The sequence below is a fragment of the Thermostichus sp. OS-CIW-20 genome (genome assembly GCF_054061455.1).
This window is the reverse complement of record NZ_JBSSEF010000004.1, coordinates 13,848-39,591: the sequence shown is the minus strand read 5'-3', so window position 1 is coordinate 39,591 and position 25,744 is coordinate 13,848. Positions and strand designations below refer to the sequence as shown.

Here is a 25,744-nt window from a genome sequence, read left to right as displayed (position 1 = left end):
TACCCAAAGCGGAGAGAAGGACGATGGAATCTTTCGAGCCTTTACAGCAGTTTTTGCCGCAAGTCTGGTTTTTTATCCTCGGTCTATTCCTATTCCTTTATGTCTTGCTGGATGGATTTGACTTGGGAGTGGGCATCCTCTCCCTGACGGCCTCCAGCGAAACGCGCCGCAGCATTCTCATGACCAGCCTGGGCAATGTTTGGGATGCCAACGAGACCTGGCTGGTGCTGATGGGGGGATCCCTGTTCGGGGCCTTCCCCCTCGCCTACGCCACCATTCTCAACGCCCTCTACCTGCCGCTGGTGATCATGGTGGTGGGCCTGATCTTGCGGGCCGTTTCCTTCGAGTTTCGGGAAAACGCCGACAACAAGCTGGTCTGGAACCTGGCCTTTGGGGTGGGTAGCTTTTTGGCGGCGCTGGGCCAGGGGTTTGCCCTGGGCAGCGTCTTCGAAGGGATCCGCGTTGATGAAGCCGGCCACTTTGCCGGCAGCCCCTGGGATTGGCTGACCTGGCGGACAGTGTTGGTGGCCCTCACCCTGATTCAGGGCTATGTCTTAGTTGGCTCGGCCTACTTAATTGTGAAGACCACGGGGGAACTCCAGAAAACCTACTACAAAACGGCAACCATCGCCACCTGGACAACGTTGCTGGGGGCAGTGTTTATCACCATCAGCACCCCCATCATGTCGGAGCAAGCGCGCTCCCAACTTTTCTCGCCTCCTCTTTTCTATATCTTTGCTGCCATCCCCGTTTTGGGGCTTTTGTTGGTGGCTCTGTTGCTGCGCAGCCTGCGCCGGCGAGAAGAAACTAGCGTGTTGGTTTATACCTTTCTCATCTTTGCCCTTTCTTTCATTGGCCTGGGGTTTATGGTTTTCCCCAACATTATTCCTCCCAGCGTCACCATCTACGAGGCAGCAGCTTCTCCCAGTTCGCTGGTGTTTATGCTTACCTTTATTGGCTTTTTGATCCCGGTTATCTTGTCCTACAACATCTACAACTACGTGGTGTTCCGGGGCAAAATTGTGGTGCAGGAAGCAGCAGCAGAAGAGGCCAAAGTTCCGGAAGCAGCTTAAAAGGTCTCAGCGCAATCCAATTGAAACCCCGCCGGACGTTTTGCCAGGCGGGGCAGGCTTTTATCTTGCAGCTCTGGGAAGCTAGACAGGGTTAACCGTCTCCAAGACTTCACTCCCGCTTAAGCCACTGCCGGATTTGCTCGGCAGCCACATCGCGACCTCCCAAGCCAAAAGCCAAGGCCACCGCGACGGCAATCGCGCCCAGCACCAAGCCAAAGGCCAGCACCACGATATCGGTGGCCACGCCCATCTGCTGCAGGGCCATGGCGCCAACAAAAACCAAGATAGCCACCCGCGCCGCCTGGGCCAGCACCCCTGAGGAGGGGTTGCCCAAGCTCTTGATCATGGAATGGGCCAAATTGGCCAGGTAAAGGCCGATCCCGAACACCAGGGCGCCGATGAGCACCCGACCGGAAATCAGCAACAGCCCCTGGACGATGTCGGTCAAAGCGGCAAACTGCAGCAACTCCACCGCCGGCACCGCCCCGAACAAGACCACGCCCACCCAGACCACCAAGCCAGCAATCTCAGAGGGAGTGCGCCGCTTCACCAAGGTTGAGGGATCCCCTTCGGCGGCGGGAGCTTCAGGAGCAGGGGCCGAGGGCAAACCAAGGCCGGCAGCCAAGCGGTCGAAACCGATTGCCTGCAGCAACTGGGTCACCAAGCCAGCCAAAAACTGCCCCAGCCAGTAGAACACGGCCAGGATGAGAGCAGATCCTGCAATTCGGGGAATGGCCCGCAACACCTGCTCCAGCATCGCCACCGCTGGATCGGAGATGGCCCGGATTTCCAGGGCCTTGAGGGCGGCAATCACTGCCGGGATCAACACCAAGACGTAGGCCACTGTGCCCACCGTTTGGGCCAGCTGGGGAATGCCAAAGCGTGCCCCCAAGCGGTTAAACAAATTGGAATTGGAAACGATCCCACGCACGATGAGAGCCAGAAACCAGCCCCCCACACCGATGATGAGCGCTCCCAAAATGCGGGGTACCATCGACAGGATTTGATCCAGCAGGTTTTGCACCGGCTGCAGCGGCCCCTGTAGGTTCAGGGTATCCAGGATGATCGGCAGAAAGAACAGCAGAATCAGCCAGTAAAGGGCATTGCCCAAGGTTTCATTCAGTAGGAAAGGGGTGACCTCTGTACCTCCCTCTTGGCCGGTCGGGGTTCCTTCTACGCCTGCCTCACCGGCAGCGCTTTCCTGCTGTAGAGGCCGGGCCAACTGCTCATCGAGGTTGAAACGCCGCAGCCCCTGGATGACTGCCAGCCGGGCAACTGTAGCCACCGCCCAGCCCACAGCCAGCAGCACCAGCGCCCCACCCACCCGTGGCAGATAAACGAAGATTTCCCCCAAAAACCTGTTGAGCGGATCGGAGACAGCCTGAAGCTGTAGGGCATTCAGCGCCGCCACCAACACAAAAGCCAGGATGATCCAGTAAACAGCAGCAGCCACCCAGCGCTCAGTTTACGGAGGCCTCTCGCCGGGCCTCTGGCCCATAATCCAAGCGGCCAAGCGGTTATCGAGCTGCGTCCGCTTGAGCAGCCCCCGAACGCCAAAGGCCACCGCTGTGGCCACGATCCAACCCAGAATTAAGATGCCAATCGCCGCCAGGAGATTGGGCATAAAGTCGATAAGCCTAGACCAAAGACTCACGAAAAAAGAGATGGTCTCATCCCCAATGGTGTTTCTCGAGGTGTCCATGACTGTCCTCACAGCTTGCAAATGCTCAGGATGCACAAATGATAAGAGTAGGTTAGCCTGAAGCGCTTTTTCAGGCAAGCTGGCCCGACAGGGGGGGGGAAAGCACGAATTTAAGCAGGAGTGCTGAATCTCGATGTAAAACTTTACGTTTATTCACATCAGCCTAGGAAATTGGCCGAGGCTCCAGGGGTGCCACTGAACAGGGGGGTCTGCTTAGGTTGTAGTATGTCTTGGCCTATCGTCAGATTGTCCGCAGCCATTTATCTAATTGCAATCTTAAATCGCAAAAGATGCTCCTAATTGGCTGTAGCCAAATTTTGCCTAAAAAAGTTACATCTGGCAGCTTGCGTCCAGGAGAAGAGGAAATCTGAATGATCTACAAAACCTACAAAATAACGACAAGTTCAGCCGGGCAGTTAAAGCTCTGTCGATATTGATCTTCTGTAGGATTGCCAGACTTGGCTGCCGGTTTGTCTAGGGATCTGGTTGCGAACTTCCACAAATTTTCAGTGTTGTTGCTTTTCTAGATTGGCTTTTTCCAATAGACCAGCGCATCTTCTCCGCTGTAATAGCCCTTGCGGCGTCCCAGCAATTGAAACCCTGCCGATTCATAGAGGCGGATGGCGGCCTGGTTAGAAGCCCTCACCTCCAACGTGGCCCAGCGACAGCCTGCTGCCCTGGCTTGGCTCAACAGCTCCTCCAGGATCCTTCGACCCAAACCACGCCGCCGATGGGCAGGATCCACCGCCAACGAGATAATGTGGGCTTCTTCTTCGATGCGCCAGAGGATGCCAAAGCCCACGAGCGCTTGGGTCGTTTGCGTCGCGAGGTCTGGAGAGGGAGGGGGGAACTCCGTTTGGCCCAAGCCACACGGGGCGCCAACGGCAACGGGTTCCGCCACAACCCCGATCACCGTGCTGCTGGGTCTTTCCAGCTCCGCGCGATAGCCCTGTTCTCCCCAGTATCCGCCGTAGCAGCGGCGATCCAGCTCCAGCAATTGGGGCAGGGCGGTGAGGTCGAGCACCTGCAGCCGATAACTCGTACCGCTCATGGTGGTCTAGTCCCGCAATTCGCAGAACTCGGCCAGCAACAACTGCCCAAAGGGATCGTCATCGGGGGCGGCATAGGGCAGGGCTCGGCGGCTAAGGCTTAAGATCTGACCCCCCGATTGGGGATGGGGCTTGAGCTCGTAATCGATCCCTTCTTGGAAGCCGGCCTCTTGCAGGTAATCTTGGGCGGCTTTGAGGATCCCTGCTCGCAGTTGGGCTTTGACGGCAGGGGCCATGAGGTGGCGAACAAACCAGCGGGCGCTGTCGGGATCCACCTCGGCAAGGTATTGGAGAGCGGGAGTCAACACCGCGGAGCGCTCTTGGGGGGAGAGGCCGTTGACCTGCTGCGCTACCGCGGGCACATCCCGCCGTTGCATGGCCTGGATCAGGGTTTGGATGGCCGGAGAAAAAGAGGGATCCTGCGCTTGGCTCATGGCTGGGGGTACCAGAGGGATTCGAGGGTGCGAACAAGGGCTGCTGCTTCGAAAGGAGAGGGAGCAGTCGGCAGACAGACGGTTACATGGCCCAGTTTTCGCCCTGGGCGGGCAGGGGTTTTGTGGTACCAATGCACCGTGGCATTGGGGATCTCCGCCAGGCGCTGCCGCTTCTCGGCATAGTCGCTGGTGGAGTGCTCGTAGCCCAAGAGGTTGACCATCACCGCCCCCCCACACTTGAGGGAGGGATCCCCCAAGGGCAGGCCGAGGATGGCCCGCAGGTGTTGCTCGAATTGTGAGGTGTGGCAGGCTTCCAGGGTGTAGTGGCCGGAATTGTGGACCCGCGGCGAGATTTCGTTGATCCAGATCCCGGCTTTGGGCTGGGGCGGCGGCACCCAGAACAGCTCGATGGCAAACACGCCCACCGCATCCAATTTTTCCATCACCTTGACCGCCAAATCCCGGATCTCGGCCTCAACAGAGGAAGGGATGCGGGCAGGCACCAAGACGTGGCGACAGACTTGGTTAACTTGAACCGTCTCCACCACGGGGTAGATCTGGATTTCTCCCGTCAGCCCTCGCGCCACCATCACCGCCAGCTCCCGCTCAAACGGGATCCACTCTTCAACCAGCAGCGGGATCCCGGCATACTCAGCCAGAGCCTGTTGCAAGGTTGCTGGGTCGGGCAGGATGCGGGTGCCCTGCCCATCGTAGCCCTGCCGCCGCCGCTTGAGCACCAAGGGAAAGCTCAGGCTAGGTAGATCTGCCGTCTCCGCAGGCCAAAAAGCCGGCACCGGCATCCCCAGCTCTGCCAGAAACTGCCGTTGGTGCAACTTGTCCAGCAGCGGCTCTAGCGTGCTCAGGCGAGGACGAAAGCGGGATCCCTGCGGATCCAGTTTTTGCAGCTCCGCCAGCGGGATGAACTCGTTCTCAAAAGTTACCACCGGGCAGCGTTGCAGCAACTGGGCTGTGGCCTGGGTGTCGGTCACGGCACCCCAGACCACGCCGTCGGCCACGGCCACCGCCGGATCGGTAGGAGCGGCAGCCTGAACAATCAGCGGGATCCCCAATGGGCGAGCCGCCAAAGCCAACATCTGCGCCAACTGCCCACCGCCGATCACCCCCACCGGTTGGAAGCTCTGGTTTTTTGGGGATACCTGGGGTTCCACCACTGTCTCGCTATACTGACGGGTGTGCCTGCTTGGATCCAAAACCCATTATGGGATCCCTTGCCCTCTAGCGCTAGGAGAAAAACGGTGGAACCCCCTCAACCTTCTGAGCTCAGAGCTTTGATCGACCGGGCTTTGGCAGATAAGGTCTTAACCCGCGCTGAACAACAGCAGATCCTCAATGCCGTCGCAGCCGATCAAGAGGTTTCCCCAGAAGAGCACGAGCTGCTGGAATTGGTTGTGGAGCGGCTCAACAGCGGCGAGATTCGCGCCGTGGATTGAGCCCGTTCTCATATTCCAAGCGCCTCAAGCAATACCCGCCAGGCATTGCCTAGAATGGAGATCCCCACCCCCTTTGACTGCTGCCATGAGTTCTCGCTCTTCTGACTGGTTCACGCGGGCTCGCCACATCTTTTACGGCACGGCCACTGCCCTGGTGGAGATCCTCCAGGACCCGGAAAAGCGGGCCGAAAACCTCAACCGCCTCTCGATGGACTTGGCACAACTGGCAGCAGAACTGGAGCAAAAGGGGGAGCTGATCGAACAGGAGGCTGTCCGCTACGTTGAAAGTCTCAGGGATCCAGCCGCCAACGCCCCCACCACAGTTCCAGACAGCGAGAGGCCCGCTCCTGCTGAGAGTACCCCCCCGACCACGGCTTCCCCTGCCGGCTCTGCCCCTATCTCCAAAGAAGAGATGGCCGAGCTGATGGAACTGATCCACCAGATCGAGTCTTTGCGCCTGGATCTAGAGCGGCTGCGCACAGAACCTCCCTCTGCCTCCTCCTAAGTCTTGTGCGGTTCGACGTCATCACCCTCTTCCCGGAGTTTTTTGCAACGCCGCTGCGCATCGGGCTGGTGGGCAAGGCCCTAGAGCAGGGGATTGCCGAGGTTCACTGCACCAACCCGCGGGACTTTGCCACCGACAAGCACCGCCGGGTCGATGATGAGCCCTACGGGGGCGGGGTGGGCATGGTGCTCAAGCCAGAGCCTTTCTTTGCAGCCGTCGCCTCCCTGCCCCGCCTGGATCCCTGCGAGATCATCTTGCTCACGCCCCAGGGGCAACCGCTGAACCAGGCGCTGCTGCAAGAACTTGCCCAAAAGGCGCAGCTCATCCTGCTCTGTGGCCAGTACGAAGGCTTTGACGAGCGGATCCGCCAACACCTGGCCACCCGCGAGGTGTCGCTGGGCGATTTTGTCCTGACAGGGGGGGAGATCCCGGCGCTGGCCTTGATCAACGGCGTGGTGCGGCTCTTGCCGGGCACAGTTGGTAAGATAGATTCGCTGAGGAGCGAAAGTTTCGAGACGGGGCTACTGGAGTATCCTCAGTACACCCGTCCACCGGAGTTCCAAGGGCACAAGGTGCCGCCGGTGCTTCTCTCAGGCGACCACCGAGCCATCGCCCGTTGGCGTCTGCAACAGCAGTTGGTTCGCACCTGGCGAAGGCGACCAGACCTGTTGGCCAAACGCCCCCTCACGCCTGAAGAACAACAGTTGCTGGCAGAGGGACTGGCCGAGCAGCACACCGATGTGGAGGAACAGGATCGATGTTTGTAAACCGTCTCCGCTCCCCTTTCACCCCTGTTGGCCGGCTTGGGATCCCTGCAGCGCTGGGTCTGCTTCTGCTGGGGATCCTGGCCAGCTCCGAAGTTGCCCTGGCCCAAAGGGGAGATGTCAACGAGGCCATCCGCCGCGACCGCAACGTCCAGTTGTTCGACGGCACCAGCATTGACATGAACGACCTCCTGCGGGCCGCCGAGTTTCTCTCCCGGCAAAATGCCGCCTCGCGTTGGGACAGCAAAGCCGGGATCGACGCAGCGGTAGAGCAATTCAACCGCTCCCGCCGCCCTTTGGTGCTCTCCCCCAGAGCGCTGACGCCTGAGTCCACTCCCGACCCTTGAGAGGGATCCCACCCTCAACAGATCTGTTAAGATCGCTAAGCCGATCTTGCGTGCGCTAAAAGGTGGCGCACCGTTTTCGGGATCCATCAGGAGATACCACCGTGGTTAAAAGCACCTCTTCTAGCAAAGCCGATACGGAACAGCGTTTGGATCCCGCCAGCCGGGGCCACTCCAGTTCCACTGAGTCTAAAGGGATCCCAGGCTTTCTCCAAGAGACCCGTGCGGAGTTGGCCAAAATTGTTTGGCCGAGCCGCCAGCAACTGATTAGCGAATCGGTGGGAGTTTTACTGATTGTGTTGGCCTTCGCCTCGTTCATCTACCTGGTCGATCAACTGTTCGGCTGGCTGGCCACTCAACTGTTCTCGTGAGGTTTTTCCCCAGATGGCCCCTGCTAAGGACTTGGGGAGAGGAGGCCCATGCACACAGACAGATACAGAGAGGAGGTGAGGTGATGAGCCCAGAGCCAGAGCAGCGGCGGAGAGGCCGGGGGGGCCGCCTCGAGCCCCTAGAGCCTGCGGGCACGGCGGCGGAGGGGGAAGAAAGCGAAAGTCAAGGTCGCCGCAACCTGCGCTGGTACGCCGTGCAGGTGGCTTCAGGCTGCGAAAACAAAGTCAAAAGCACCCTGATGCAGCGGGCGGCGGCTCTGGATGTGGCAGATCAGATTGTCGAGGTGGTGATCCCGAAGCGGACGGGCTTCAAGCTCGATCGATCCGGCAAGCGCCAGGAACAAGAGGAAAAGATTTTTCCCGGCTATGTGCTGGTGCGCATGGATCTCAACGACGACACCTGGATGGTGGTGAAAACCACCCCCAACGTGATCAACTTCGTCGGCACGGAAGAGAGAAGGGCCTACGGTCGTGGTCGCGGCCATGTGACGCCACGGCCCCTTAGCCCCAGCGAAGTCCAGCGCATCTTCAGCAGCGTCGAGGTGGAAGAAGTGCCCCTCAAGATCGACATGGCACCTGGGGATCGCATCGAGGTGCTCTCTGGCCCCTTCCAGGGATTTTACGGCGAGGTGGTGGATGTCAGCCCAGAGCGGGGCAAGCTCAAGGCTTTGATCTCGATTTTCGGGCGCGATACTCCGGTAGAATTAGAGTTTGGTCAAGTGCGCAAAGAGGTGTAACCGCGTTTCATGGCTAAGAAACTGGTGGCAGTGGTCAAGCTGGCCATCCAAGCGGGCAAAGCCACCCCCGCTCCCCCCATCGGCCCGGCTCTGGGCCAGCACGGGGTTAACATCATGGCCTTCTGCAAGGAATATAACGCCAAAACGGCCGATCAAGCCGGGATGGTGGTGCCGGTCGAGATCTCGATTTACGAGGATCGCAGCTTCACCTTCGTCCTCAAGACGCCGCCGGCTTCGGTGTTGATCAAAAAAGCCCTCGGCATTGAGTCGGGATCCAGTGAGCCCCACAAAGTCAAGGTAGGATCCCTGACGCGGGCGCAACTGCGCCAGATTGCCGAGCAGAAGCTGCCCGATTTGAATGCCCGTGACGTGGAGGCGGCCATGAAGATCATCGCCGGCACCGCCCGCAGCATGGGGGTGACAATAGTTGATTGATTGTCGATCGACTTAAGGATCTCTAGTCTTTGTTGTCTGGAAGTTTTGGCAGACCATTATGGGGGAGAGAAGTTCTCGCCAGCACCCCGAGGAGAAACTATGGCTCGAAAACTGTCCAAACGTATGCAAGCTTTGCGGGAGAAAGTCAAGCCCATTGCCTATCCCCCCGCAGAAGCCCTGGCCCTGATGAAGGAGACGGCCACTGCCAAATTTGACGAGGCGGCGGAGGTTCACATCCGCCTGGGGATCGATCCCAAGTACGCCGACCAGCAGTTGCGCACCACCGTCGTCTTGCCCCGCGGCACCGGGCAGGAGATTCGCGTGGCGGTGATTGCCCGCGGCGAGAAGGTTACGGAAGCCCAGAACGCAGGGGCCGACCGGGTGGGCTTTGAAGACCTGATCGAGGAGATCGGCAAGGGCGTGATCGACTTCGACCTGCTGATTGCCACCCCCGATGTGATGCCCCAGGTTGCTAAGCTGGGGCGGCTATTGGGGCCGCGCGGCCTCATGCCCTCTCCCAAGGGCGGGACGGTCACCATGGATTTGGCCCAAGCCATCAAGGAGTTCAAAGCCGGCAAGCTGGAGTACCGGGCGGACAAAACCGGCATTGTGCATTTGATCTTCGGCAAGTGCAAGTTTCCCGTCGAAGCTCTGCTGGAAAACCTGAAAGCCGTGCAGGAGTCCATTGATCGCAACCGTCCCCCTGGAGCCAAGGGCAAGTATTGGCGAGCTCTACATGTTTGTGCTACAATGGGGCCCTCGATTGAGGTTGACATCAATGCTCTGCGAGAGCTGAAGTTGGTTGCTTAAGCCTGCTTCGGCGCTGCAAAGGGGCAAAGGCAGTTGCTTGCCGTTTGAATTGGCCATTTTTCCGGAGGATCTGGGCAGAGAAGAGCTTTCCACAGTCGAATAGCGAGCCGAAGACAGCAGGGGCCAAGGGGCTTAATGTCCTGCCGAGGTTTGAGCGGAGTGCTAAGGGATCCCGTTGTGGACTGCTAGGTTACGCTTGCCTCAATGCGTCTCGGCTATGGCTGAGGCGCATTCTCTTTGGCGGCTCCAGATACCCCCTTCCGACGGCAACACCTGTTCGGCTCTCAGTGAGCCAGTGACCACAAAGGAGGTGAGCGTATGGGCAAGCAACCTTTAGCGAAAAAAGCGGAGATGGTCGATGAAGTTCGCTCCCTGTTGCAAGCCAGCCAAATGGTGCTGGTAATCGACTACAAGGGGCTGACCGTTTCCGAGATGAACCAACTGCGGGCGGAGCTGCGCAAGGCAGATGCTGTCTGCATGGTTGTTAAAAATACCTTGATGCGGCGGGCTGTCGCCGACCAAAAGGCTTGGGCAGGAATTCTTCCCTTCCTGTCAGGGCCGACGGCCTTTATCATGATCCGGGGCGATATTCCGGCAGCCCTGAAGGCGTATCAAGATTTCGCCAAGCAAACCAAGAAAACCGAGTTCCGCGGCGCCGCTGCCGAGGGGCTATCTCTGACCTTGGATCAGGCCAAGGCCATCGCCGAGCTGCCGCCCAAGGAGGTGCTCATGGCCAAGGTGGCGGGCAGCCTCAAGTCGGTAGCCACTCGACTGGCGGTTGGGCTCAATGCCGTGCCTACGCAGGTGGCCCGCGGTATCCAAGAAATCCCGGCCTCCCTGGCAAGGGCCATCCGGGCTATTGCCGACAAGGAGGCGGCCTGACGGGCTCGGCCTGTCTTGGGTTCATCGACCCGATTCCACCCTATCCACTTCGTTACCCTGAGGAGACAAGACCATGGCTTCGGAGCGTGTTCAAAAGATCCTGGAAGAGTTGAAAGCGTTGAGCTTGTTGGAAGCTTCCGAGTTGGTGAAAGCCATCGAAGAAGCCTTTGGCGTCAGTGCGGCTGCCCCGGCAGGTGGCATGGTCATGGCTGCTCCCGTGGCAGCAGCAGCGGCGCCGGCGCCGGCAGCGGCGCCTGAACCGGTGGAAGAGCAGACGGCCTTTGATGTCATTCTCGAGGCTGTCCCCGCGGATAAGAAGATCGCCGTCCTCAAGGTGGTGCGCGAGTTGACCGGCTTGGGCCTGAAAGATGCCAAAGATCTTGTGGAGGCTGCTCCCAAACCGGTCAAGGAAGGGCTCCCCAAAGAGGAAGCCAACGAGATCAAGAAGAAGCTAGAGGAAGCTGGCGCCACGGTCAAGGTCAAGTAGTCCCGTCGGCAGGGGAAAGGGATCCTCATCCAGAGCGCCTCTTGCTTCCAGAAAAGGGGTGCTGCCAGAGCCCCAAGTTTAACCAGAACGATGAGGGAGGGGCAAAGCAGCCCCTCCTTTTTCACTGATATGCCGCCGCGCCCTGCCCCTCTCCCTCGGCACGGCAGGGAAATCGTTTGGCTAGTCTCCCCTGGGAGAAGGGGAGGGTTGGCGAGGCCGGCAAGTGCCCAGGTCTCTCTTGCTGATTGGAGCGCTTCAACTCTGAAAACGCCCTCGTCAGCCGGTCGGAAACCCTTACAATGGGTTACGGACGTTCGCCAGCACCCCCCATGGACTTCGGAGTCGGATTTCTCTCCAACAACGTCATGCTGCCGATCCTGGATTTTTTCTACGGGATCGTGCCCAGCTATGGACTGGCCATCATCTTCCTGACGTTGGTGATCCGCTTTGCCCTCTACCCCCTCAACGTCGGATCCATCCGCAACATGCGGCGCATGAAGGTGATCAACCCCCTGATGCAGCGGCGGATGCGAGAGATCCAGGAAAAGTACCGGGATGACCCGCAAAAGCTGCGCGAGGCCCAGGCCAAACTGTACAGCGAGCTGGGGGTCAACCCGCTGGGGGGTTGTCTGCCGCTCTTGATTCAAATGCCGGTGCTGTTTGCTCTGTTTGCCACGCTGCGGGGATCCCCCTTTGCGGCGGTTACCTACGATGTCAACCTGCAGATCCTGCCAGCAGAGGTGGCGGCAGAGGTGGTGCCCACCCCCTACGTCAGCCCCAGCAAGAACATCTTCGTCACCGACTCGGTACACAAGCCGGTGGTGCTGGTGGCGCCCAAGGGCACCAAGATTGCCGTAGGGGAGCAGGTGCAGTTTAGGCTGCAGGGGCCGGGGGGCAAGCCCTTTGAGCAGTTGGTGGCAGAGGCGGGCGGGGATCCCACCCTGTTGCGGCCCACCTGGAAGATCACCAAAGGAGAAGAGCGGGCCCAGATCCAGCCGGATGGCACCTTGCTGGCCCTGCAGCCGGGGGAAGTGACGGTGGAGGTTGCGATCCCGGGCTTGGCCTCTGACACGGGCTTTCTGTTTATCGACAAGTTAGGCCGCGTCGGCGCCTTTGATCCGGATGGCACCATTCACTGGGACATCATCGGCATGATCGTCCTTTTCGGTGTCTCCATTTACCTGAACCAATCCCTGACCAACGCCGGCCAGGAGGATCCCAGCCAGAGCTCGATGGCCCGCATCACCCCTGTGCTGTTCTCGGCGATGTTCCTGTTCTTCCCCTTGCCGGCTGGGGTCTTGCTCTATATTCTTGTCTCCAACATCTTCCAAACCGTGCAAACCTTCTTGCTCTCGCGGGAGCCGTTGCCTGAGAACTTGCAGCAGTTGGTGGAAGAGGAGCGCCGTCGCGCTGCCCAGGCGAGCACAGGGGAAGCCAAGGAGGTTGACCGACCAGCCAAGCCAAAGGCAGCCGGGGGAGGGCGCGAATCCCTGCCCTTTGAGCCCTAGCAAGTCCTTGCTGCTTGGCTTGGGGCGGGCTTAGGTCGAGTGCTTGATACCTCTTCAGAATTGGAAGCTGCCCAGGATGAGCCGCCCTGAGTCCTCTACGGGATCTGTGAAGGGATCCGCCGCCAAAAAATCGCATCAGAAGTCTGAGGGAACCGCTGCGCCTTCCCAGGGCAGGCTTTCTCCTGCCGAACATCGAGAACGGGCCAGGCAGTGGTTGCAGCAGGTGCTGGCGGCGATGGGAATCCCGGCGGTGGTGCGAGTGGTGGGGGAGATAATCGAAATCGAGGCCGATTCTCTAACGCCGGCTCAGAAGCAAATGTTGCTCTCAAAAGCGCCTGCATCGCCCTTGCCGCCGTCCAAAGAAGCCGGCCCCGAGGAAGAGCGCTCCCCGGTGGTTTTGGATGCGTTGCAGTATTTGGCCAACACCCTTCTCAACCTCAACCAGCCAGAAGACCAACAGCAGCCCTATATCCTGGATCTGGATGGCTATCGTCAGCGCCGTTTGCAGGAGCTCAAAGCCTTGGTTGCTGTCGCGGTGGAAAAGGTGAGAACCAGTGGTCGGGAATACGAGTTTCCCGATCTCTCTGCTGCCGAGCGGCGGCAGATCCACACGCTCCTGAAAGACCCTGCCTACGCCGATCTGGAAACTTTCAGCCGTGGCAAGGAGCCTGACCGTCGCCTGGTGATCCGGCGGGCCTCTTCTCGACCCTGACCTGGAGGCGCTGGCTGTGCGGCTCTCTTGCCGATAGAGGCGATTCCGGGATCCCTGCTACCCAAGACGTATAAAGGGGGATGTCATGCTGAGGCCAATTCGTCTATCCGACCTGCGGCAGATGCCTGGTCAAACCCAAGAGGTTCACTTTAGGCAGTTTTTCCCAGGTTTTGAGAGCTTGACCCCTGTGGAGGGATCCCTGCAGGCCAGCCACCGGGGGCATTTCCTGGAGGTGAGCGCCGAGGCCCGCACCATCGTCACCCTCACCTGTCACCGCTGCCTGCAGCAGTTTAACCACCGGCTGCATCTGCAGGTTGAGGAGATCATCCTGATTCGGGAGCCCAGTCCTGAACCCCCGCCCCTGGAGTTGGAATTGCGGGACGAAGAGGATCTGCTGGAGAGCCTGCCGCCCAACGGCGAGCTGGATATCGAAGACTGGATGTACCAACACCTGCATTTGGAGATGCCCCACCAGTTGCCCTGTCGCCCCGATTGCCCGGGCATTGTGGTGGAAGCGGCTGCGCCGCCGCCGGTGGATCCCCGCTGGTCGGCCCTGGCTGCCCTCCTTAAAGACTCTCCCCATCCCTAGCCACTCTCCGCGAGAGGGCTTCGGGCCATGAGCTGTATCGCTGCTGGCTAGAATGACCCCAAATTGGCAGGTTCTTTGGCGTTTTGCTCGGCCCCACACCGTCTACGGCACCAGTGCCAGTCTACTGGGCCTCTACTTGCTGGCCGGGTTCGTGGCCGCTGAACCAACGGCCCTGCTAGCTGTCCTTCCCCAGTTGGGCGTGGCTTGGGTGGCTTGTCTGGCGGCCAATGTCTACATTGTCGGCCTCAACCAGCTCACGGATATCGAGATCGACCGCATCAACAAACCCCATCTGCCCTTGGCCGCCGGCTCCCTGAGTTGGCGACAGGGGGTGGGGATCGTCGCCGCCTGCGGGGTGGCATCCATCCTATTGGCCCTGACAGGGATCCCGTACCTGTTGTTGACGGTGCTGTTGAGCAACGGGATCGGCACGGCCTACTCCCTGCCCCCCCTGCGGTTGAAGCGGTTTCCGCTGGCGGCCTCGGCTTGTATCTATTGTGTGCGGGGGTTGATCGTCAATCTGGGCCTGTACAGCCATTTTCAGCAGTTGATGCAGGGGGGAGTCGAGCTTTCTGCTCCCATTGTTTTTCTGACAGGGTTTATGTCTATTTTTGGGCTGGTGATCGCCCTTTTCAAGGATATTCCCGACATGGAGGGGGATCGCCGGTTTGCCATTGCCACCTTTTCGTTGCGCTTTGGCCAGGAGCGGATCTCAAAGTTTTGCATCGGCATTTTGGCCGCTTGTTACCTAGCCTTTATCGCTTTGGGAAGCTATTTTCTCCTCATGGGCCGGGGCGCCTGGATGCTGTTAGGACATGGGCTGGGGTTGGGGATCCTTTTGGGCTATGGTGTTCGCCTGGATCTGGGTTGCCGCGACGCGATTGTCACCTATTATCAACTGATCTGGAAGTTGTTTTACCTGGAGTATTTGCTCTATCCTTGGGCCTTCTTCCCTTTTTCCTAACATTTGCCAGGAGCCGCGATCTTGCCCCGGCTCAGGCGGGCAGCCGATCTCCAAAAACCTAGAGATACCGCTTCATCTGGATGCGAAAGCGGCCCTTTTTCGTCTCGGCCACCTCTTCAATTTGCAGCCGACCGCGACCGCGAATGGCAATCCAATCCTGGGGGCCGACGGTGTAGCTGGCTTGGGTAATCGGCTTCCAATTAACTCGCACCTGTCCCCGCTGGATCTCTTCCACCATCTTGCTGCGAGACAGGCCAAATCCTGCCGAGGCCACTGCATCCAGGCGCAAAGAGGCTTCCACGCTGGTGATGGACTTCACCCGCGGCGGTTGAACCTTCAACTGGCTGAGAGGGATCCGGCTGACCTTGACGGGCACGCTGCGCACCTGGGTTAGGTTGAGGCTGAGATAGTCCACCAGCTCCGGCACAACGATGGCCTGGGCCCCGAATTCGCCCACCACGAGGATGTCTCCCACCTTCTCGCGGGCAATTCCCGTCGCCAAAAGGGCTCCCAAAAAGTCGCGGTGGGTGGCCGGGTCGAAAAGAAAGTTTCCTTGGATTTGAACGGCGGCCAAGGGGATCCCTTCTGCGCCTTCCACCTCCAGGCTGACCTCAGGGCGGGCCAGGGCTAGGCGTTGCCGCTCTGCCTGGGCATAGCCTCCCCAGGCCATCACCTGCAGTTCGGCCAAGTTGTGCAACCGGCTTTGTACCTCGGCTACTTCTGCCGGGGAGAGAAAGTCACTCCAGACCACTTGCCAGGTTTTGAGGGCTTGCTCCCCCAGATCCAGAATGCGCGCCAAGGTTTCTCGATACTCCGCTCCTTTCAGTAGTTCGGTTCTGGGCAGCATGTTGGGGCGCTTCAATCTTTGCGGTTCTGTTCTGTTTGTCCCATGCTAAGCTAGATCCCCAGGATCCTGGCGGGCGTAGCCAAGCGGTTAAGGCAGAGGATTGTGGTTCCTCCATTCGTGGGTTCGAGTCCCATCGTCCGCCCTGCCGCAATAACCTGGGCCCTGCCAATTTAGAGAAAACCTCAAAACCTTGCAAAACTGCTGGCAACCAAGCTGAGGAAGGGTTCCCGAGGGCCGCACCTGGCAACGGAATCACCCGCAGCTCAGGATCAGGGTTCCCACGGCGTCGATATTGCCCGTCCAACCGGCTTCGATCACCACGGTAGCCTCCGGCATCTCCACAATCGCTGGCCCGCCCAGTTGAAACCCCACCCCCATGCGCCGCCGATCGTAGACTGGGACCGGTCGCATCCGGCCGCCCGTCCAGGCCTGGCGCTCCCCCTTGAAGGGATCCCCTGGCAGGGGGGGCGGCGCCTTTAAAGGCACAGGGGGCAAAGCTTGTACCGCCCGCAGACGCAGCTGGATCACCTCCACCTCTTGGTCGGGATCCTGCCAGCCGTAGCGCTGGCGGTGGGCCTGGTGAAACCGCTGCTCCAAGAGAGAAACCGGATCCGACAACTGGGCCGGGATCTCCAGCTCAAAAGACTGGCCGCGGTAGCGCAGGTCGAGGCTGAAGGAGAGCCCCGGCTCCTGCAGGTCGGCTTGCGCCTGGCGGATGAGGGGCGCCGCCCACTGGGCCAAAAGGGATCCTCCCCCTTCCCCCTCCAACTGTTGCAGCGGCTGCAGGATGGCCCGCTGGTAGTCCCGCCGCAGATCGGCCAAAGCCATACCCAGAGCCGAGAGGACACCGGCAAAGGCTGGGACGAGGACGCGGCGGATCCCCAGCTCTTCCGCCAGGGCACAGGCGTGCATGGGCCCGGCTCCGCCAAAGGCCAACAGGGCAAAATCGGCAGGATCCAAGCCCCGCTCCACGCTGATGACCCGCAAAGCCCGCGCCATGGCCACATTGGCCAGGGTGCGAATGCCAACAGCCGTCTCCTCCAAAGTCAAACCCAAGGGCTCCGCCAGCGTTCCGATGGCCTGGCCGGCCAAGTCCCGCCGTAGGCAAACAGCGTCCCCCAGCCAGCCCCCATCCGGCAAGTAGCCCAGCCAGAGGTTGGCGTCGGTTACCGTGGGAGCCGTTCCTCCCCGCCCATAGCAGGCCGGCCCAGGGTTGGAGCCGGCACTCTCCGGCCCCACCTGCAGCCCCCCGCCCGGCAACAGCGAGGCCAGGGATCCGCCCCCGGCGCTGACGGTATGGATGTCGATCTGGGGCTGTTGCACCGGCAGGCCGCACACCACCGCTGACGGGGTAACCTGAGGGAGGCCGTCTTGAATGAGGGCCACATCGGTACTGGTTCCCCCCATATCGAAGCTGAGCAGATGGGAATAGCCGCTCAGCCAGCCCAGGTAGGCCGCCCCGTAAACGCCGCCCGCTGGCCCCGAAAGCAGCGCCACCGAGGCATGAGCCGCTGCCTGGGCAATGGAAGTGACGCCGCCGGAGGATTGCATGATCAGGGGTTCGGGGATCCCTCGCTGCCGGCAGCCCTGCGCCAAGCGGTGCAGGTAGCCCGCCAGCACCGGGCTGAGGTAGGCATCAATGGCCGTGGTGCTAAAGCGCTCGTATTCCCGAAACTCCGGCGCCACTTCGCAGGAGAGGGAAACATGCAAGTCGGGGAAAGCCTCTCTCAGGGCCGCCCCCAGGCGCTGCTCGTGCTCCGGGTAGAGGAAAGAAAACAAGAATCCCACCCCCACGGCACGGATCCCATCCCGCTCTACCCGCTCGCCCACTTCCCGGAGGACGCGCTGGATTTCCTCTTCCGTCAGCGGCTCGACCACGCCGCGGGCGCTGCAGCGCTCCTTCACCTCCAGGCAGTGGTGGCGGGGCACCACCGGCTCTGGCTTGGGCTGGGTGAGGTCGTAAAGGGAAGGGCGGTTTTGGCGACCAATGGCCAGCACATCCCGGAAGCCCGCCGTGGTCAGAAACAGGGTGGGGGATCCCTTGCGCTCCAAGAGGGCGTTGGTGGCCACCGTCATGCCGTGGCAGAACACGTCCACCTCAACTGGGCCCAGCTTGTCCAGGGCGGCAAAGACCCCCGCTTCTGGGCTGGGGGTGGAGAGCACCTTGGCTGTCCGGATCTGGCCTTCCTGGAGGAGCACCAGATCCGTGAAGGTGCCTCCCACGTCGATCCCCAGGCGGACCAGGCCCCCCTGCCTCCCATCCTGTTGCTTGCCTTGCGCGCTACTGGCATTGGCCATGGCTCGATAAGACCCTTGGGCAGGCCTCAACCCCTCGCTAGAGACGAGGCCGGGGCACCTCTTCCGACTTGCTTTCCAGGGGTTGCTCCTGCTGCAAAAGCTGGCGAAAGGCCGGCTCGTCCAGCCGGTAGTCCCGCTGCTCGATCAGATCCCGCTCCGTAGAGTAGATGGTGTCCGACTCCCGCACCACTTCTTGGCGGCGGAAGCGGCGGGCAAAGTCGAGCTTGCGCAGCAGCGCCTCGGAGGGACGCTTCAGCCGCTCTTGCCAGAACCGCCGGATGCGATTGCGGCGCTCCACCCCCTGGTTGCGGAACTGCAACGTCAGCCACCGCACTGCAGGCACTGCCAAAAACAGCGTGCCGTAGAGAAAGAGGAATCCAATCAGCGGGTAGATAAACGCCAAAAAGGCGTTGCTGCCAGCGGCGGCTGCCACCTCCTCCCGCGCCCCGTAGAGAATGGCCGCCAAGAGGAAATTGAGCACACCCAAGCCAGCAGCTAGGGTCAGTTGCTCAGGGGTGGCGCGGCTAAACACCCAGGGTTTTTCTTGCAACACCTCCGGGATCTTCTTGGAGCGGCGCTCTGAGGCGGCCACCTGTAGCTCTGGGAAGCGATAGACGATATCGCCGTCCTCGCTTACCTCCGGCTGGCCGTCGAACTTGAGCAGAATGGGCAGCATATAGTCTTCGTATTCTAGGGCCGGGGATCCCGGCTCCACATCCAGGTAGGGCAGCACCTGCTCGGCGGCGATCACCCCCCCGTTGGCGCGGATCACTTGGCCGATCAAGGCATAGCGCTCCTCTTCCAGGTTGGCGTTGGGATCCCCGTCCCCAAACAGGAAGCTGTACACCGCCTCCAAAAAGTTCATCTCCGATTTTTCCCGGCGGGGCTGCGCCCGACCGGAATAGCCCCCGTAGTAGGGGTAGGGACTCCAGAAGGGGTTGCCCACCCAAAGGTTGGGGAAGTAGAAGAACCCCACCTCGCGCGAGCGACTGCGACTGCCGCTGCCCTCTTCACGACTGCTGGCCATCTGCAGAGCTATCAACGCCAGGGTGATGAGGATAATCGACACCACCAACAGGATGCCGAAGGAGATGCGCAGCCCGTAGAGAAAGCCGCCCCACAGCTTGCGTCGCAAGGCTGCCAGCCGATCCTGCTGCTCCCTGCGCTTGAGAATGTCGCGAAAGTCGGGCGGGAAAACGTAGGCAATCTCCCCCTGCCGCGAAACCTGGAGATGCCCCCCAGCCTTTTGGGCTAACTTCAGCAACTCCTGTTTGGCCTCCTCTAGGGCCAGGCCTGTGCTGGAGGCAATATCTCCCAGAGTGACCCGCAAGCCCAACTGCTCTACTGCATCGATGACCAATGTCTGTGTAGCCACTCTCAACCTCCGCTGGTTACCTACTGTTGCCCGGGATCCAACTGGGACGCTCGCCCAGCATCTGCAGCCAAGGGTTACAGCCATCCCTATTCCCAGTATCTCTCTTCAACTCGGGGGCGACGAGGGCGGCTGTTGCTGCTTTTGGGTCAGGCAGCCTGTCTCTGCGCCGACCCAGGGCTGGGCTAGGGCAGCCAGGCCATCACCGCTAGCAGGGCGAAAAGGATCCCGATCAACACCCACGTCAGCCGTTGGGTATTCAAGGGGGGAGCAGCCTCGCGGCGGATGGGATCGGCGACTTTTGGCAGGGAAGCTGGGCGGCGGGGGCGCTCATAGACCAGACGGCGTTCCCCTGGCTCGGCCTCTTCCAGATGGCTGAGATCTGGGATTTCGAGCAACCACTCTGCTGGTCGCCGCAGACGCGGAGCCTGCCAGATGCCCAACACGTAGCGGGCCTGTTGAGCCACTTCCGGATCCGGGTTGCCCAGCAAGGTTTGCGCCAAGCGGATCGCCTCCTGGGTCTCTCCAAGGGCCTCCTCGGCCAGGGCCTGCCAGAGCCGCAGCTTGCCCGCTTGCGGGTAGCGGCTTTGGGCCTGTTTCACCTGTTCCAGAACCCGACGGTATTGTCCCCGCTCAAAGCTGGCCTCAATCCGGGCCAGATGCTGGGGCAGGCGCAAGTCTTCGGGAGGGATCAACTCCGGATCCACCGATAAACCCCCCTAGGTAAGCTTTTGTTCTACCCCAAACCCCACCAGCAGCAGCTCCTCCAAGGGCTGACCGTGAGGGGGTCGTTGGTAGGTGAGGATCTGGCGCAGGCGCAGGCGTGGGTTAAGCAAGGTGATGGTATCCACAGCAACGACGCGGGTGTAGGTGGTGGTCATCACCAGTTGCAGGGATCCGGGATCGAAGCGGAAGCTGGCCACTATGGGGCGGTCTTCCTCATAGGCCCGATCCCGCAAGTAGTCGCCCTCCAGCCCACGGGGCCCTTCTCGCCGGGGCACGAAGAGCATGTTTAGCTCTTGCCCAGCCTCCTCCCCTTTTTCGGAAACCGTCTCAAACGCCAGGTGGAAGCCCAAAAACCCGTCCACACCGTGGTTGGGGTAGTTGTTGTCGGCCAGTACCTTCTCCTTGAGCTCAGGGGTGAGGGTGCGAATGGTGAAGTCGGTGCGCGAACGCTCCACCTCCCCTCGATCCAAATAGTGGTAGGTGCGCTCGGTGTGCCAGGCGCCAATGCAGCAGTTGAAGAAGTGGTGAAATTTTTGCAGGGCATTCATGCCAGAGGGATCGAGAGCAGGGCCAAGTGGACGGCTAAAGCCGATCCTAAAACGAATCGCAGACAAACAGGCACTCCCCTTCTCCCCCTCAGGTGTTAGCTGCCGCTGGGATCCCCTGGGCCACCGACAAAGTCGCCCCCAACACTTCCAAAGCCCGCTGCAACTGCCCATCCTCAGGGCCGCCCAGGCTTTCTGCCGTCAGGGGAACAGGGCCCGCGGCCACCTCCACATCGGGCTGGATCCCTTGGCGATGAATGTCGTGGCCGTTGGGGGTGAGGTATTTGGCAGTGGTCACGGCCAGCCCCGAGCCGTCCGCCAGCTCCAGCAGGGATTGGATCAGCCCCTTGCCGAAGGTGCGCGTTCCCACCAGTTGCGCCCGTCCGCTGTCCTGCAACGCCCCCGCCAAGACTTCGCTGGCGCTGGCACTGCCCTGGTTCACTAAGACGACCAAGGGGGCTGCCGTGAGGACTTCGCCGGTGGCGGGAATGCCGTCCTGAATGCCGTAGCGATCCGTCACTCGCACGATGTCGCCTTTGGGGATCCAAAAGCGAGCAATCTCAATGGCCGCCTGCAGTAACCCTCCGGGGTTGTTGCGCAGATCGAGGATGTAGCCCCGCACTCCTCGCGCTTCTGCGGCCTGGATGGCCTGACGCACTTGAGCGGCGGCATTGCCGTTAAACTGGCTGAGGCGGATGTAGGCTACCTCCCCCTGGGGCAGCTTGAAAAAACCGGTGCGCACCGGGTTGATCAGGATGGACTGCCGCACCAGCTCCACCTCCCAGATGCGCTCCTGCCGCCTTAGCCGTAGGCTAACGGTTGTGCCGCTGGGGCCGCGCATGCGTTCTGCCACCTCATCCAAGCTCAGCCCTGCCACTGGCACCTGATCCACCGCCAGGATCTCATCTTGAGGTTGGATCCCGGCCCGCTCGGCAGGAGTCCCCTCCATTGGGGCGATGACCCGTACTGCCCCCTGCCCGTCGATGGCAATCTGGAGGCCGACGCCGCTCAACTCGCCAGCAGTGGAAGTCTGCAGGCTGAGGTAGTGCTCCCTGTCCAAAAAGCGGGTGTAGGGATCCCCCAGAGTTGCCAGCATCTCCTCGATGGCCCGGTAGGTCTCTTGCCGATCCTTCAGGGGCCGAGAGAGAAAGCGCTGGCGCACCTGCCACCAGTTCTGTCCGTTGAAACCCGGATCCACGTAGGCCCGATCCACATAGGCCCACGCCTGCGCCAGCAGTTGCTGCTCTTCCCCCCAGCGGCTGGCCTGCACCTGACAGGCGCCAATGCCCAAACTCGCCCAGAGCAGGCACCCTAGCAACAAAACTCGGACAGCCTGGCGTAACCCCCATCCGATCCCCAACCCTCTGCAACTGCTTTCCCCAGATCTCGGCTTCTGCGCAATCATCGGATCCCAAACTGAAGAAGAAGCTAAGAAATACTAAGAAACGTGAACAAGATGAGACATCAGCAGGCGTTTGGGCTGTTGGTGTAGGGATCCCTGTCTCAAAGCTGAGCCCGACTTCATGATCGTGTTAACGAATTGTGTTACAGTGCTATAGGGAGTGGGCCCGCCCCGCCCTGGATATCCAACTCTAAAAATTGCAGGCATCATGAGCAAAGTTTACGACTGGCTAGACGAGCGGCTGGAGATCACGCCTTTCGTCGATGACGCAACCGGAAAATTCATTCCGCCCCACGTTAACATCTTCTACTGCCTCGGCGGCATCACGCTGGTGTGCTTCCTCATTCAGTTTGCCACCGGCTTTGCCATGACTTTTTACTACCGTCCAACGGTGGCCGAGGCTTTTGAATCGGTCAACTACATCATGACCCAGGTCAACTTCGGCTGGCTGCTGCGCTCCATCCACCGCTGGAGTGCTTCCATGATGGTGTTGATGATGATTCTACACACCTTCCGGGTTTACCTGACGGGGGGGTTCAAGAAGCCGCGCGAGCTGACCTGGGTAACCGGCGTGATCTTGGCGGTACTGACGGTTTCCTTTGGGGTTACCGGTTACTCCCTGCCTTGGGATCAGGTGGGCTATTGGGCAGTCAAGATCGTCTCCGGGGTGCCCAGTGCCATTCCGGTGGTGGGGGATGCCCTGGTCCAGCTTATCCGCGGCGGCGAGGCAGTTGGCCAAGCCACCCTCACCCGTTTCTACAGCCTGCACACCTTTGTGTTGCCTTGGCTGACGGCGGTCTTCATGACGATGCACTTTCTGATGATCCGCCGCCAGGGCATCTCCGGGCCTTTGTGATCCCAAACCGGTTCTTGTGAGCCGGGCACCCTGGATGCATCTTTTCAGAACTTTTGCCCTAGACAAGGAGAATGGCTATGCCGGTCTCAAAGCAAGTGATAGCAACCGAGGCGATTACCCGCAAAGTTGACCTAGACAATCCCAAAGTTTTGGCCAAGCTGAAGAAGAACATGGGCCACATGACCTACGGGGAGCCCGCTTGGCCCAACGATTTGCTCTTTATGTTCCCGGTGGTGATCCTGGGCACTATTGGGGTGATTGTCGGCCTGGCGGTCATGGATCCGGCGGGTGTCGGCGAGCCGGCGGATCCCTTTGCCACGCCGCTGGAAATTCTGCCGGAGTGGTATCTCTACCCCGCGTTTCACATTTTGCGCATTGCTCCCAACAAGCTCTTGGGCATTGCCCTGATGTCGGCCATTCCGGTCGGCCTTCTGTTTGTGCCTTTCATCGAAAACGTCAACAAGTTTCAGAATCCGCTGCGCCGCCCCGTGGCGACGACGGTGTTTTTGATCGGCACCTTGGTCACCCTCTATTTGGGCATTGGCGCCACCTTGCCTCTGGATAAGTGGGTCACCCTGGGCCTGTTCTAGAGGGCAGAATATCGGCTTGATAACTCTGAGTGCAGCAGGCCGGTGGCCGGGCTGCACTTTTTTTGGACGTGGGGGACTTTTCGGCAAACCTGGGGGCCAAGGGATGGTAATATCGCTACGCATTCTTTTGCTGTGACCGCCCATGAGCGTTCCTTCCTCTGCTGTCCGAACCTATCGGATTACAGCCCTGGCCGGAGATGGGATCGGTCCTGAAATCATGCAGGTGGGGCGGGCGGTTTTGGATGCGGTTGCCGCTCAGGTGGGGTTTTCCCTCCAGTGGCAGGAGGGCTTGATTGGCGGGGCCGCCTACGAAGCCACGGGGGATCCCTTGCCGCCAGAGACCTTGAAAATGGCCCAGGAGAGCGATGCTGTTTACTTGGCGGCAGTTGGCGACTTTAAGTACGACACCCTGCCGCGGGAGAAGCGTCCTGAGCGGGCTTTGTTGGGCTTGCGGGCGGGCCTGGGGCTGTTTGCCAACTTGCGCCCGGTGAAGATCTTTCCGCAACTGGTGCAGGCCTCTTCCCTCAAGCCGGAGGTGGTTGCCGGGATCGACCTGGTGGTGGTGCGGGAGCTCACCGGCGGCATCTACTTCGGCCAACCCAAAGGGATCTTCACAGATGCCAAGGGATCCCGGCGGGGTGTGAACACCATGGCCTACAGCGAGGCGGAGGTGGATCGCATTGCCCGTGTGGCTTTCGAACTGGCCCGCAAACGCCGGCGCAAGCTCTGCTCGGTGGATAAAGCCAATGTCCTGGAAGTGTCACAACTGTGGCGGGAGCGGGTTACCGCCATTGCGGCTGAGTACCCCGACGTGGAGCTGTCCCACCTGTACGTCGATAATGCTGCCATGCAGTTGGTGCGCTGGCCCAAGCAGTTTGACGTCATTCTCACGGAGAACCTCTTCGGGGATATCCTCTCCGACGAGGCGGCGATGCTGACCGGGTCCATCGGCATGTTGCCCTCTGCCTCTTTGGGATCCTCTGGCCCTGGGGTGTACGAACCCGTACACGGGTCAGCCCCGGATATTGCCGGACAAGACAAGGCCAACCCCATTGCCCAGGTGCTCTCCGGGGCAATGCTGCTGCGCTACTCCTTGGATCAGCCCCAGGCTGCCGACCGCATCGAACAGGCCGTCGAGGCGGTTTTGGCCCAGGGCTACCGCACTGCCGACATCTACTCTGAGGGGATGACCCTCGTCGGCTGTCGGGAAATGGGGGAAAAGATCTTGGCTGCTCTGGCCCAGCAGCAAGCCTCCCCCCAAGGATCGCTCTCAGCCCCTGGTGGTTGAGGGGAGGTTCCCTCGTCGCTGCCCTGCCCTGGTGGCACGGCTACTCCTCTCCCAGAGGGAGGGATTGTCCCGACTGGTAAATTCCTGGAAACGGCCCTAGGGGCAGCTTCTCCCCCTAGACAAAGCGATGGCCAAGCTGCATTGGGTCGTGGACGGTGATCTTTTTCTTGTGGATGGAAATGTAGTTCTTCTTGCGCAGCTCCCCCAACAGACGAGTGATGGTGACGCGAGTGGAGCCGATCGCTTCCGCAATGGCCTGGTGGGATAGCTTGAGATCGATGGTGACTCCATTGGGGCCGGGCACCCCGAAGTCGCGGCAGAGGATCAGTAGAAAGCTGACCAGACGGGATCCCATGTCGCGGTGGGCCAGCGTCTCGATCATCATCTCCGTCTGCAAGATGCGGGAAGACAGGCTCTTGAGGAGCAACATGGAGAGCTCAGCGTTCTCCCGCAAGGATTTTTCCACCTGTTCGATGGGCAGAGAGAGCAGCTCGACGCGGGTAAAGGCCACCGCGTGATAGAAGCGGTCGGAGCGCTGCCCCGTGATGAAGGAGAGCACCCCAAAGATGCTGTTTTCCCGCAGGAGAGCGACGGTAATTTCTTCCCCCATTTCGTAGACCCGCGAGAGCTTGACAGCTCCTTTCACCAAAAAGTAAACCCGCTCCGCCGGATCCCCAGGAAAGAAGATGGTCTTACCGCGCTCAAACGTTTCGATAACCGGAGGATGGTGAGGCCCTCCCAACTGTTTGAAGGCTGCAACCAGAGATTTTTCTGCAATGGCCACTGCCATATTCTTCAACCTTTTAAGGTCAGTTTATCCCTTAGAATCAACCCAACAAGATCAGCCAGGAGTGCCGGGGTTGAGCTGCCCGCTATTGACCCAAGCCACCCTTGACTCAAAAATGACCTCGGCGGCAAGATTATCCTAAGCTAAAAGACTCTGCTTGGATATCTTTGTAGCAGGAGCTACATCTTTGAAGTCTTG

30 protein-coding genes, 1 tRNA gene and 1 other annotated feature are annotated in these 25,744 nt (G+C 60.3%); of the genes, 19 read left to right on the top strand and 12 right to left on the bottom strand.

All coding sequences use genetic code 11. From position 1 onward, the window contains the following. The first annotated feature begins 23 nt into the window (after positions 1–23). Positions 24–1,073, top strand: coding sequence for a cytochrome d ubiquinol oxidase subunit II (gene cydB / locus ACVWXC_RS02755; RefSeq protein WP_099813124.1), 1,050 nt, complete (start codon positions 24–26; stop codon positions 1,071–1,073). A 109-nt stretch (positions 1,074–1,182) separates the two neighbouring features. Here cydB and ACVWXC_RS02750 read toward each other — a convergent pair whose 3' ends face one another. The 5 genes from ACVWXC_RS02750 to ACVWXC_RS02730 all read right to left on the bottom strand — a co-directional run bounded on the left by ACVWXC_RS02750 (position 1,183) and on the right by ACVWXC_RS02730 (position 5,385). Next, on the bottom strand, positions 1,183–2,526 hold the full coding sequence (locus ACVWXC_RS02750) for a mechanosensitive ion channel (RefSeq protein WP_457390992.1): 1,344 nt from the start codon (positions 2,524–2,526) through the stop codon (positions 1,183–1,185). A 12-nt stretch (positions 2,527–2,538) separates the two neighbouring features. After that, positions 2,539–2,775: a membrane protein gene (locus ACVWXC_RS02745; protein ID WP_457390994.1), complete on the bottom strand. Its 237-nt coding sequence runs from the start codon at positions 2,773–2,775 to the stop codon at positions 2,539–2,541. A gap of 523 nt (positions 2,776–3,298) precedes the next feature. Then, complete coding sequence (rimI, locus tag ACVWXC_RS02740) at positions 3,299–3,826, bottom strand: ribosomal protein S18-alanine N-acetyltransferase (RefSeq protein WP_457390996.1); 528 nt, start codon at positions 3,824–3,826, stop codon at positions 3,299–3,301. Positions 3,827–3,832: 6 nt separating this feature from the next. Beyond that, the gene (locus tag ACVWXC_RS02735; RefSeq protein ID WP_414348105.1) at positions 3,833–4,258 is read right to left on the bottom strand and encodes a hypothetical protein; all 426 of its coding nucleotides are present in this window, start codon (positions 4,256–4,258) and stop codon (positions 3,833–3,835) included. Continuing rightward, positions 4,255–5,385 (bottom strand): 5-(carboxyamino)imidazole ribonucleotide synthase, encoded by a 1,131-nt coding sequence (locus ACVWXC_RS02730; RefSeq protein WP_457410464.1) that lies wholly within the window; start codon positions 5,383–5,385, stop codon positions 4,255–4,257. The genes ACVWXC_RS02735 and ACVWXC_RS02730 overlap by 4 nt, the downstream gene beginning before the upstream one ends. Positions 5,386–5,514: 129 nt before the next feature. Here ACVWXC_RS02730 and ACVWXC_RS02725 point away from each other — a divergent pair, with 129 nt between their 5' ends. The 14 genes from ACVWXC_RS02725 (at position 5,515) to ACVWXC_RS02660 (ending at position 14,835) form a co-directional block, all read left to right on the top strand. After that, complete coding sequence (locus ACVWXC_RS02725) at positions 5,515–5,709, top strand: hypothetical protein (RefSeq protein WP_414348107.1); 195 nt, start codon at positions 5,515–5,517, stop codon at positions 5,707–5,709. A gap of 85 nt (positions 5,710–5,794) precedes the next feature. Next, complete coding sequence (locus ACVWXC_RS02720) at positions 5,795–6,214, top strand: hypothetical protein (RefSeq protein ID WP_457391000.1); 420 nt, start codon at positions 5,795–5,797, stop codon at positions 6,212–6,214. A gap of 5 nt (positions 6,215–6,219) precedes the next feature. Further along, complete coding sequence (gene trmD, locus ACVWXC_RS02715) at positions 6,220–6,981, top strand: tRNA (guanosine(37)-N1)-methyltransferase TrmD (RefSeq protein WP_011430605.1); 762 nt, start codon at positions 6,220–6,222, stop codon at positions 6,979–6,981. Further along, positions 6,972–7,325 (top strand): hypothetical protein, encoded by a 354-nt coding sequence (locus ACVWXC_RS02710; RefSeq protein WP_099813121.1) that lies wholly within the window; start codon positions 6,972–6,974, stop codon positions 7,323–7,325. Before trmD ends, ACVWXC_RS02710 begins: the two co-directional genes overlap by 10 nt. A gap of 101 nt (positions 7,326–7,426) precedes the next feature. Next, positions 7,427–7,693 carry a preprotein translocase subunit SecE gene (gene secE / locus ACVWXC_RS02705; RefSeq protein WP_011430607.1) on the top strand — a complete coding sequence of 89 codons (267 nt, stop codon included), beginning with the start codon at positions 7,427–7,429 and terminating at the stop codon, positions 7,691–7,693. Between the two features lie 83 nt (positions 7,694–7,776). Continuing rightward, positions 7,777–8,448 carry a transcription termination/antitermination protein NusG gene (gene nusG / locus ACVWXC_RS02700; protein WP_011430608.1) on the top strand — a complete coding sequence of 224 codons (672 nt, stop codon included), beginning with the start codon at positions 7,777–7,779 and terminating at the stop codon, positions 8,446–8,448. Between the two features lie 9 nt (positions 8,449–8,457). Continuing rightward, positions 8,458–8,883 (top strand): 50S ribosomal protein L11, encoded by a 426-nt coding sequence (rplK, locus tag ACVWXC_RS02695; RefSeq protein ID WP_011430609.1) that lies wholly within the window; start codon positions 8,458–8,460, stop codon positions 8,881–8,883. A 99-nt stretch (positions 8,884–8,982) separates the two neighbouring features. Beyond that, positions 8,983–9,693: a 50S ribosomal protein L1 gene (gene rplA, locus ACVWXC_RS02690; RefSeq protein ID WP_011430610.1), complete on the top strand. Its 711-nt coding sequence runs from the start codon at positions 8,983–8,985 to the stop codon at positions 9,691–9,693. An 89-nt stretch (positions 9,694–9,782) separates the two neighbouring features. Beyond that, positions 9,783–9,938: a sequence feature (ribosomal protein L10 leader region), on the top strand. A 73-nt stretch (positions 9,939–10,011) separates the two neighbouring features. Further along, on the top strand, positions 10,012–10,575 hold the full coding sequence (gene rplJ / locus ACVWXC_RS02685) for a 50S ribosomal protein L10 (RefSeq protein WP_457391004.1): 564 nt from the start codon (positions 10,012–10,014) through the stop codon (positions 10,573–10,575). A gap of 73 nt (positions 10,576–10,648) precedes the next feature. After that, on the top strand, positions 10,649–11,062 hold the full coding sequence (rplL, locus tag ACVWXC_RS02680; RefSeq protein WP_457391006.1) for a 50S ribosomal protein L7/L12: 414 nt from the start codon (positions 10,649–10,651) through the stop codon (positions 11,060–11,062). 329 nt (positions 11,063–11,391) lie between these two features. Continuing rightward, positions 11,392–12,570 (top strand): membrane protein insertase YidC, encoded by a 1,179-nt coding sequence (gene yidC / locus ACVWXC_RS02675; RefSeq protein ID WP_011430615.1) that lies wholly within the window; start codon positions 11,392–11,394, stop codon positions 12,568–12,570. Positions 12,571–12,646: 76 nt separating this feature from the next. Then, complete coding sequence (locus ACVWXC_RS02670; RefSeq protein WP_457391009.1) at positions 12,647–13,282, top strand: Jag family protein; 636 nt, start codon at positions 12,647–12,649, stop codon at positions 13,280–13,282. 85 nt (positions 13,283–13,367) lie between these two features. Beyond that, positions 13,368–13,871 carry a YceD family protein gene (locus ACVWXC_RS02665; protein WP_011430617.1) on the top strand — a complete coding sequence of 168 codons (504 nt, stop codon included), beginning with the start codon at positions 13,368–13,370 and terminating at the stop codon, positions 13,869–13,871. Between the two features lie 52 nt (positions 13,872–13,923). After that, positions 13,924–14,835 carry a homogentisate phytyltransferase gene (locus tag ACVWXC_RS02660; RefSeq protein WP_011430618.1) on the top strand — a complete coding sequence of 304 codons (912 nt, stop codon included), beginning with the start codon at positions 13,924–13,926 and terminating at the stop codon, positions 14,833–14,835. Positions 14,836–14,893: 58 nt separating this feature from the next. Here ACVWXC_RS02660 and ACVWXC_RS02655 read toward each other — a convergent pair whose 3' ends face one another. Further along, positions 14,894–15,682: a photosystem II S4 domain protein gene (locus tag ACVWXC_RS02655; RefSeq protein ID WP_457391011.1), complete on the bottom strand. Its 789-nt coding sequence runs from the start codon at positions 15,680–15,682 to the stop codon at positions 14,894–14,896. A 69-nt stretch (positions 15,683–15,751) separates the two neighbouring features. Between ACVWXC_RS02655 and ACVWXC_RS02650 the strand changes: the two genes are divergently transcribed. Further along, a tRNA-His gene (locus ACVWXC_RS02650) sits at positions 15,752–15,824 on the top strand. A 110-nt stretch (positions 15,825–15,934) separates the two neighbouring features. Here ACVWXC_RS02650 and ACVWXC_RS02645 read toward each other — a convergent pair. The 5 genes from ACVWXC_RS02645 to ACVWXC_RS02625 all read right to left on the bottom strand — a co-directional run bounded on the left by ACVWXC_RS02645 (position 15,935) and on the right by ACVWXC_RS02625 (position 22,028). Next, positions 15,935–17,980 carry a hydantoinase/oxoprolinase family protein gene (locus ACVWXC_RS02645; protein ID WP_457391013.1) on the bottom strand — a complete coding sequence of 682 codons (2,046 nt, stop codon included), beginning with the start codon at positions 17,978–17,980 and terminating at the stop codon, positions 15,935–15,937. A gap of 37 nt (positions 17,981–18,017) precedes the next feature. Then, complete coding sequence (locus tag ACVWXC_RS02640) at positions 18,018–19,355, bottom strand: hypothetical protein (RefSeq protein WP_041438408.1); 1,338 nt, start codon at positions 19,353–19,355, stop codon at positions 18,018–18,020. Positions 19,356–19,537: 182 nt separating this feature from the next. Then, positions 19,538–20,059 carry a hypothetical protein gene (locus ACVWXC_RS02635; protein WP_228375239.1) on the bottom strand — a complete coding sequence of 174 codons (522 nt, stop codon included), beginning with the start codon at positions 20,057–20,059 and terminating at the stop codon, positions 19,538–19,540. Between the two features lie 12 nt (positions 20,060–20,071). After that, the gene (locus ACVWXC_RS02630; protein ID WP_011430623.1) at positions 20,072–20,626 is read right to left on the bottom strand and encodes a phycobiliprotein lyase; all 555 of its coding nucleotides are present in this window, start codon (positions 20,624–20,626) and stop codon (positions 20,072–20,074) included. 88 nt (positions 20,627–20,714) lie between these two features. Further along, complete coding sequence (locus tag ACVWXC_RS02625) at positions 20,715–22,028, bottom strand: S41 family peptidase (protein WP_011430624.1); 1,314 nt, start codon at positions 22,026–22,028, stop codon at positions 20,715–20,717. Positions 22,029–22,233: 205 nt separating this feature from the next. On the opposite strand from ACVWXC_RS02625, the gene petB reads away from it, so the two are divergent. The 3 genes from petB (at position 22,234) to leuB (ending at position 24,759) form a co-directional block, all read left to right on the top strand. Next, on the top strand, positions 22,234–22,881 hold the full coding sequence (gene petB / locus ACVWXC_RS02620) for a cytochrome b6 (protein ID WP_011430625.1): 648 nt from the start codon (positions 22,234–22,236) through the stop codon (positions 22,879–22,881). A gap of 77 nt (positions 22,882–22,958) precedes the next feature. Next, positions 22,959–23,471: a cytochrome b6-f complex subunit IV gene (gene petD / locus ACVWXC_RS02615; RefSeq protein WP_049749760.1), complete on the top strand. Its 513-nt coding sequence runs from the start codon at positions 22,959–22,961 to the stop codon at positions 23,469–23,471. A 142-nt stretch (positions 23,472–23,613) separates the two neighbouring features. Continuing rightward, entirely contained in the window at positions 23,614–24,759 is a 1,146-nt protein-coding gene (leuB, locus tag ACVWXC_RS02610) for a 3-isopropylmalate dehydrogenase (RefSeq protein ID WP_011430627.1), read from the top strand. Between the two features lie 115 nt (positions 24,760–24,874). Here the strand turns inward: leuB and ntcA are convergent, their stop codons facing one another. Continuing rightward, positions 24,875–25,549, bottom strand: a complete 675-nt coding sequence (ntcA, locus tag ACVWXC_RS02605; RefSeq protein ID WP_099813115.1) for a global nitrogen regulator NtcA — start codon at positions 25,547–25,549, stop codon at positions 24,875–24,877. Positions 25,550–25,744: the final 195 nt, after the last annotated feature.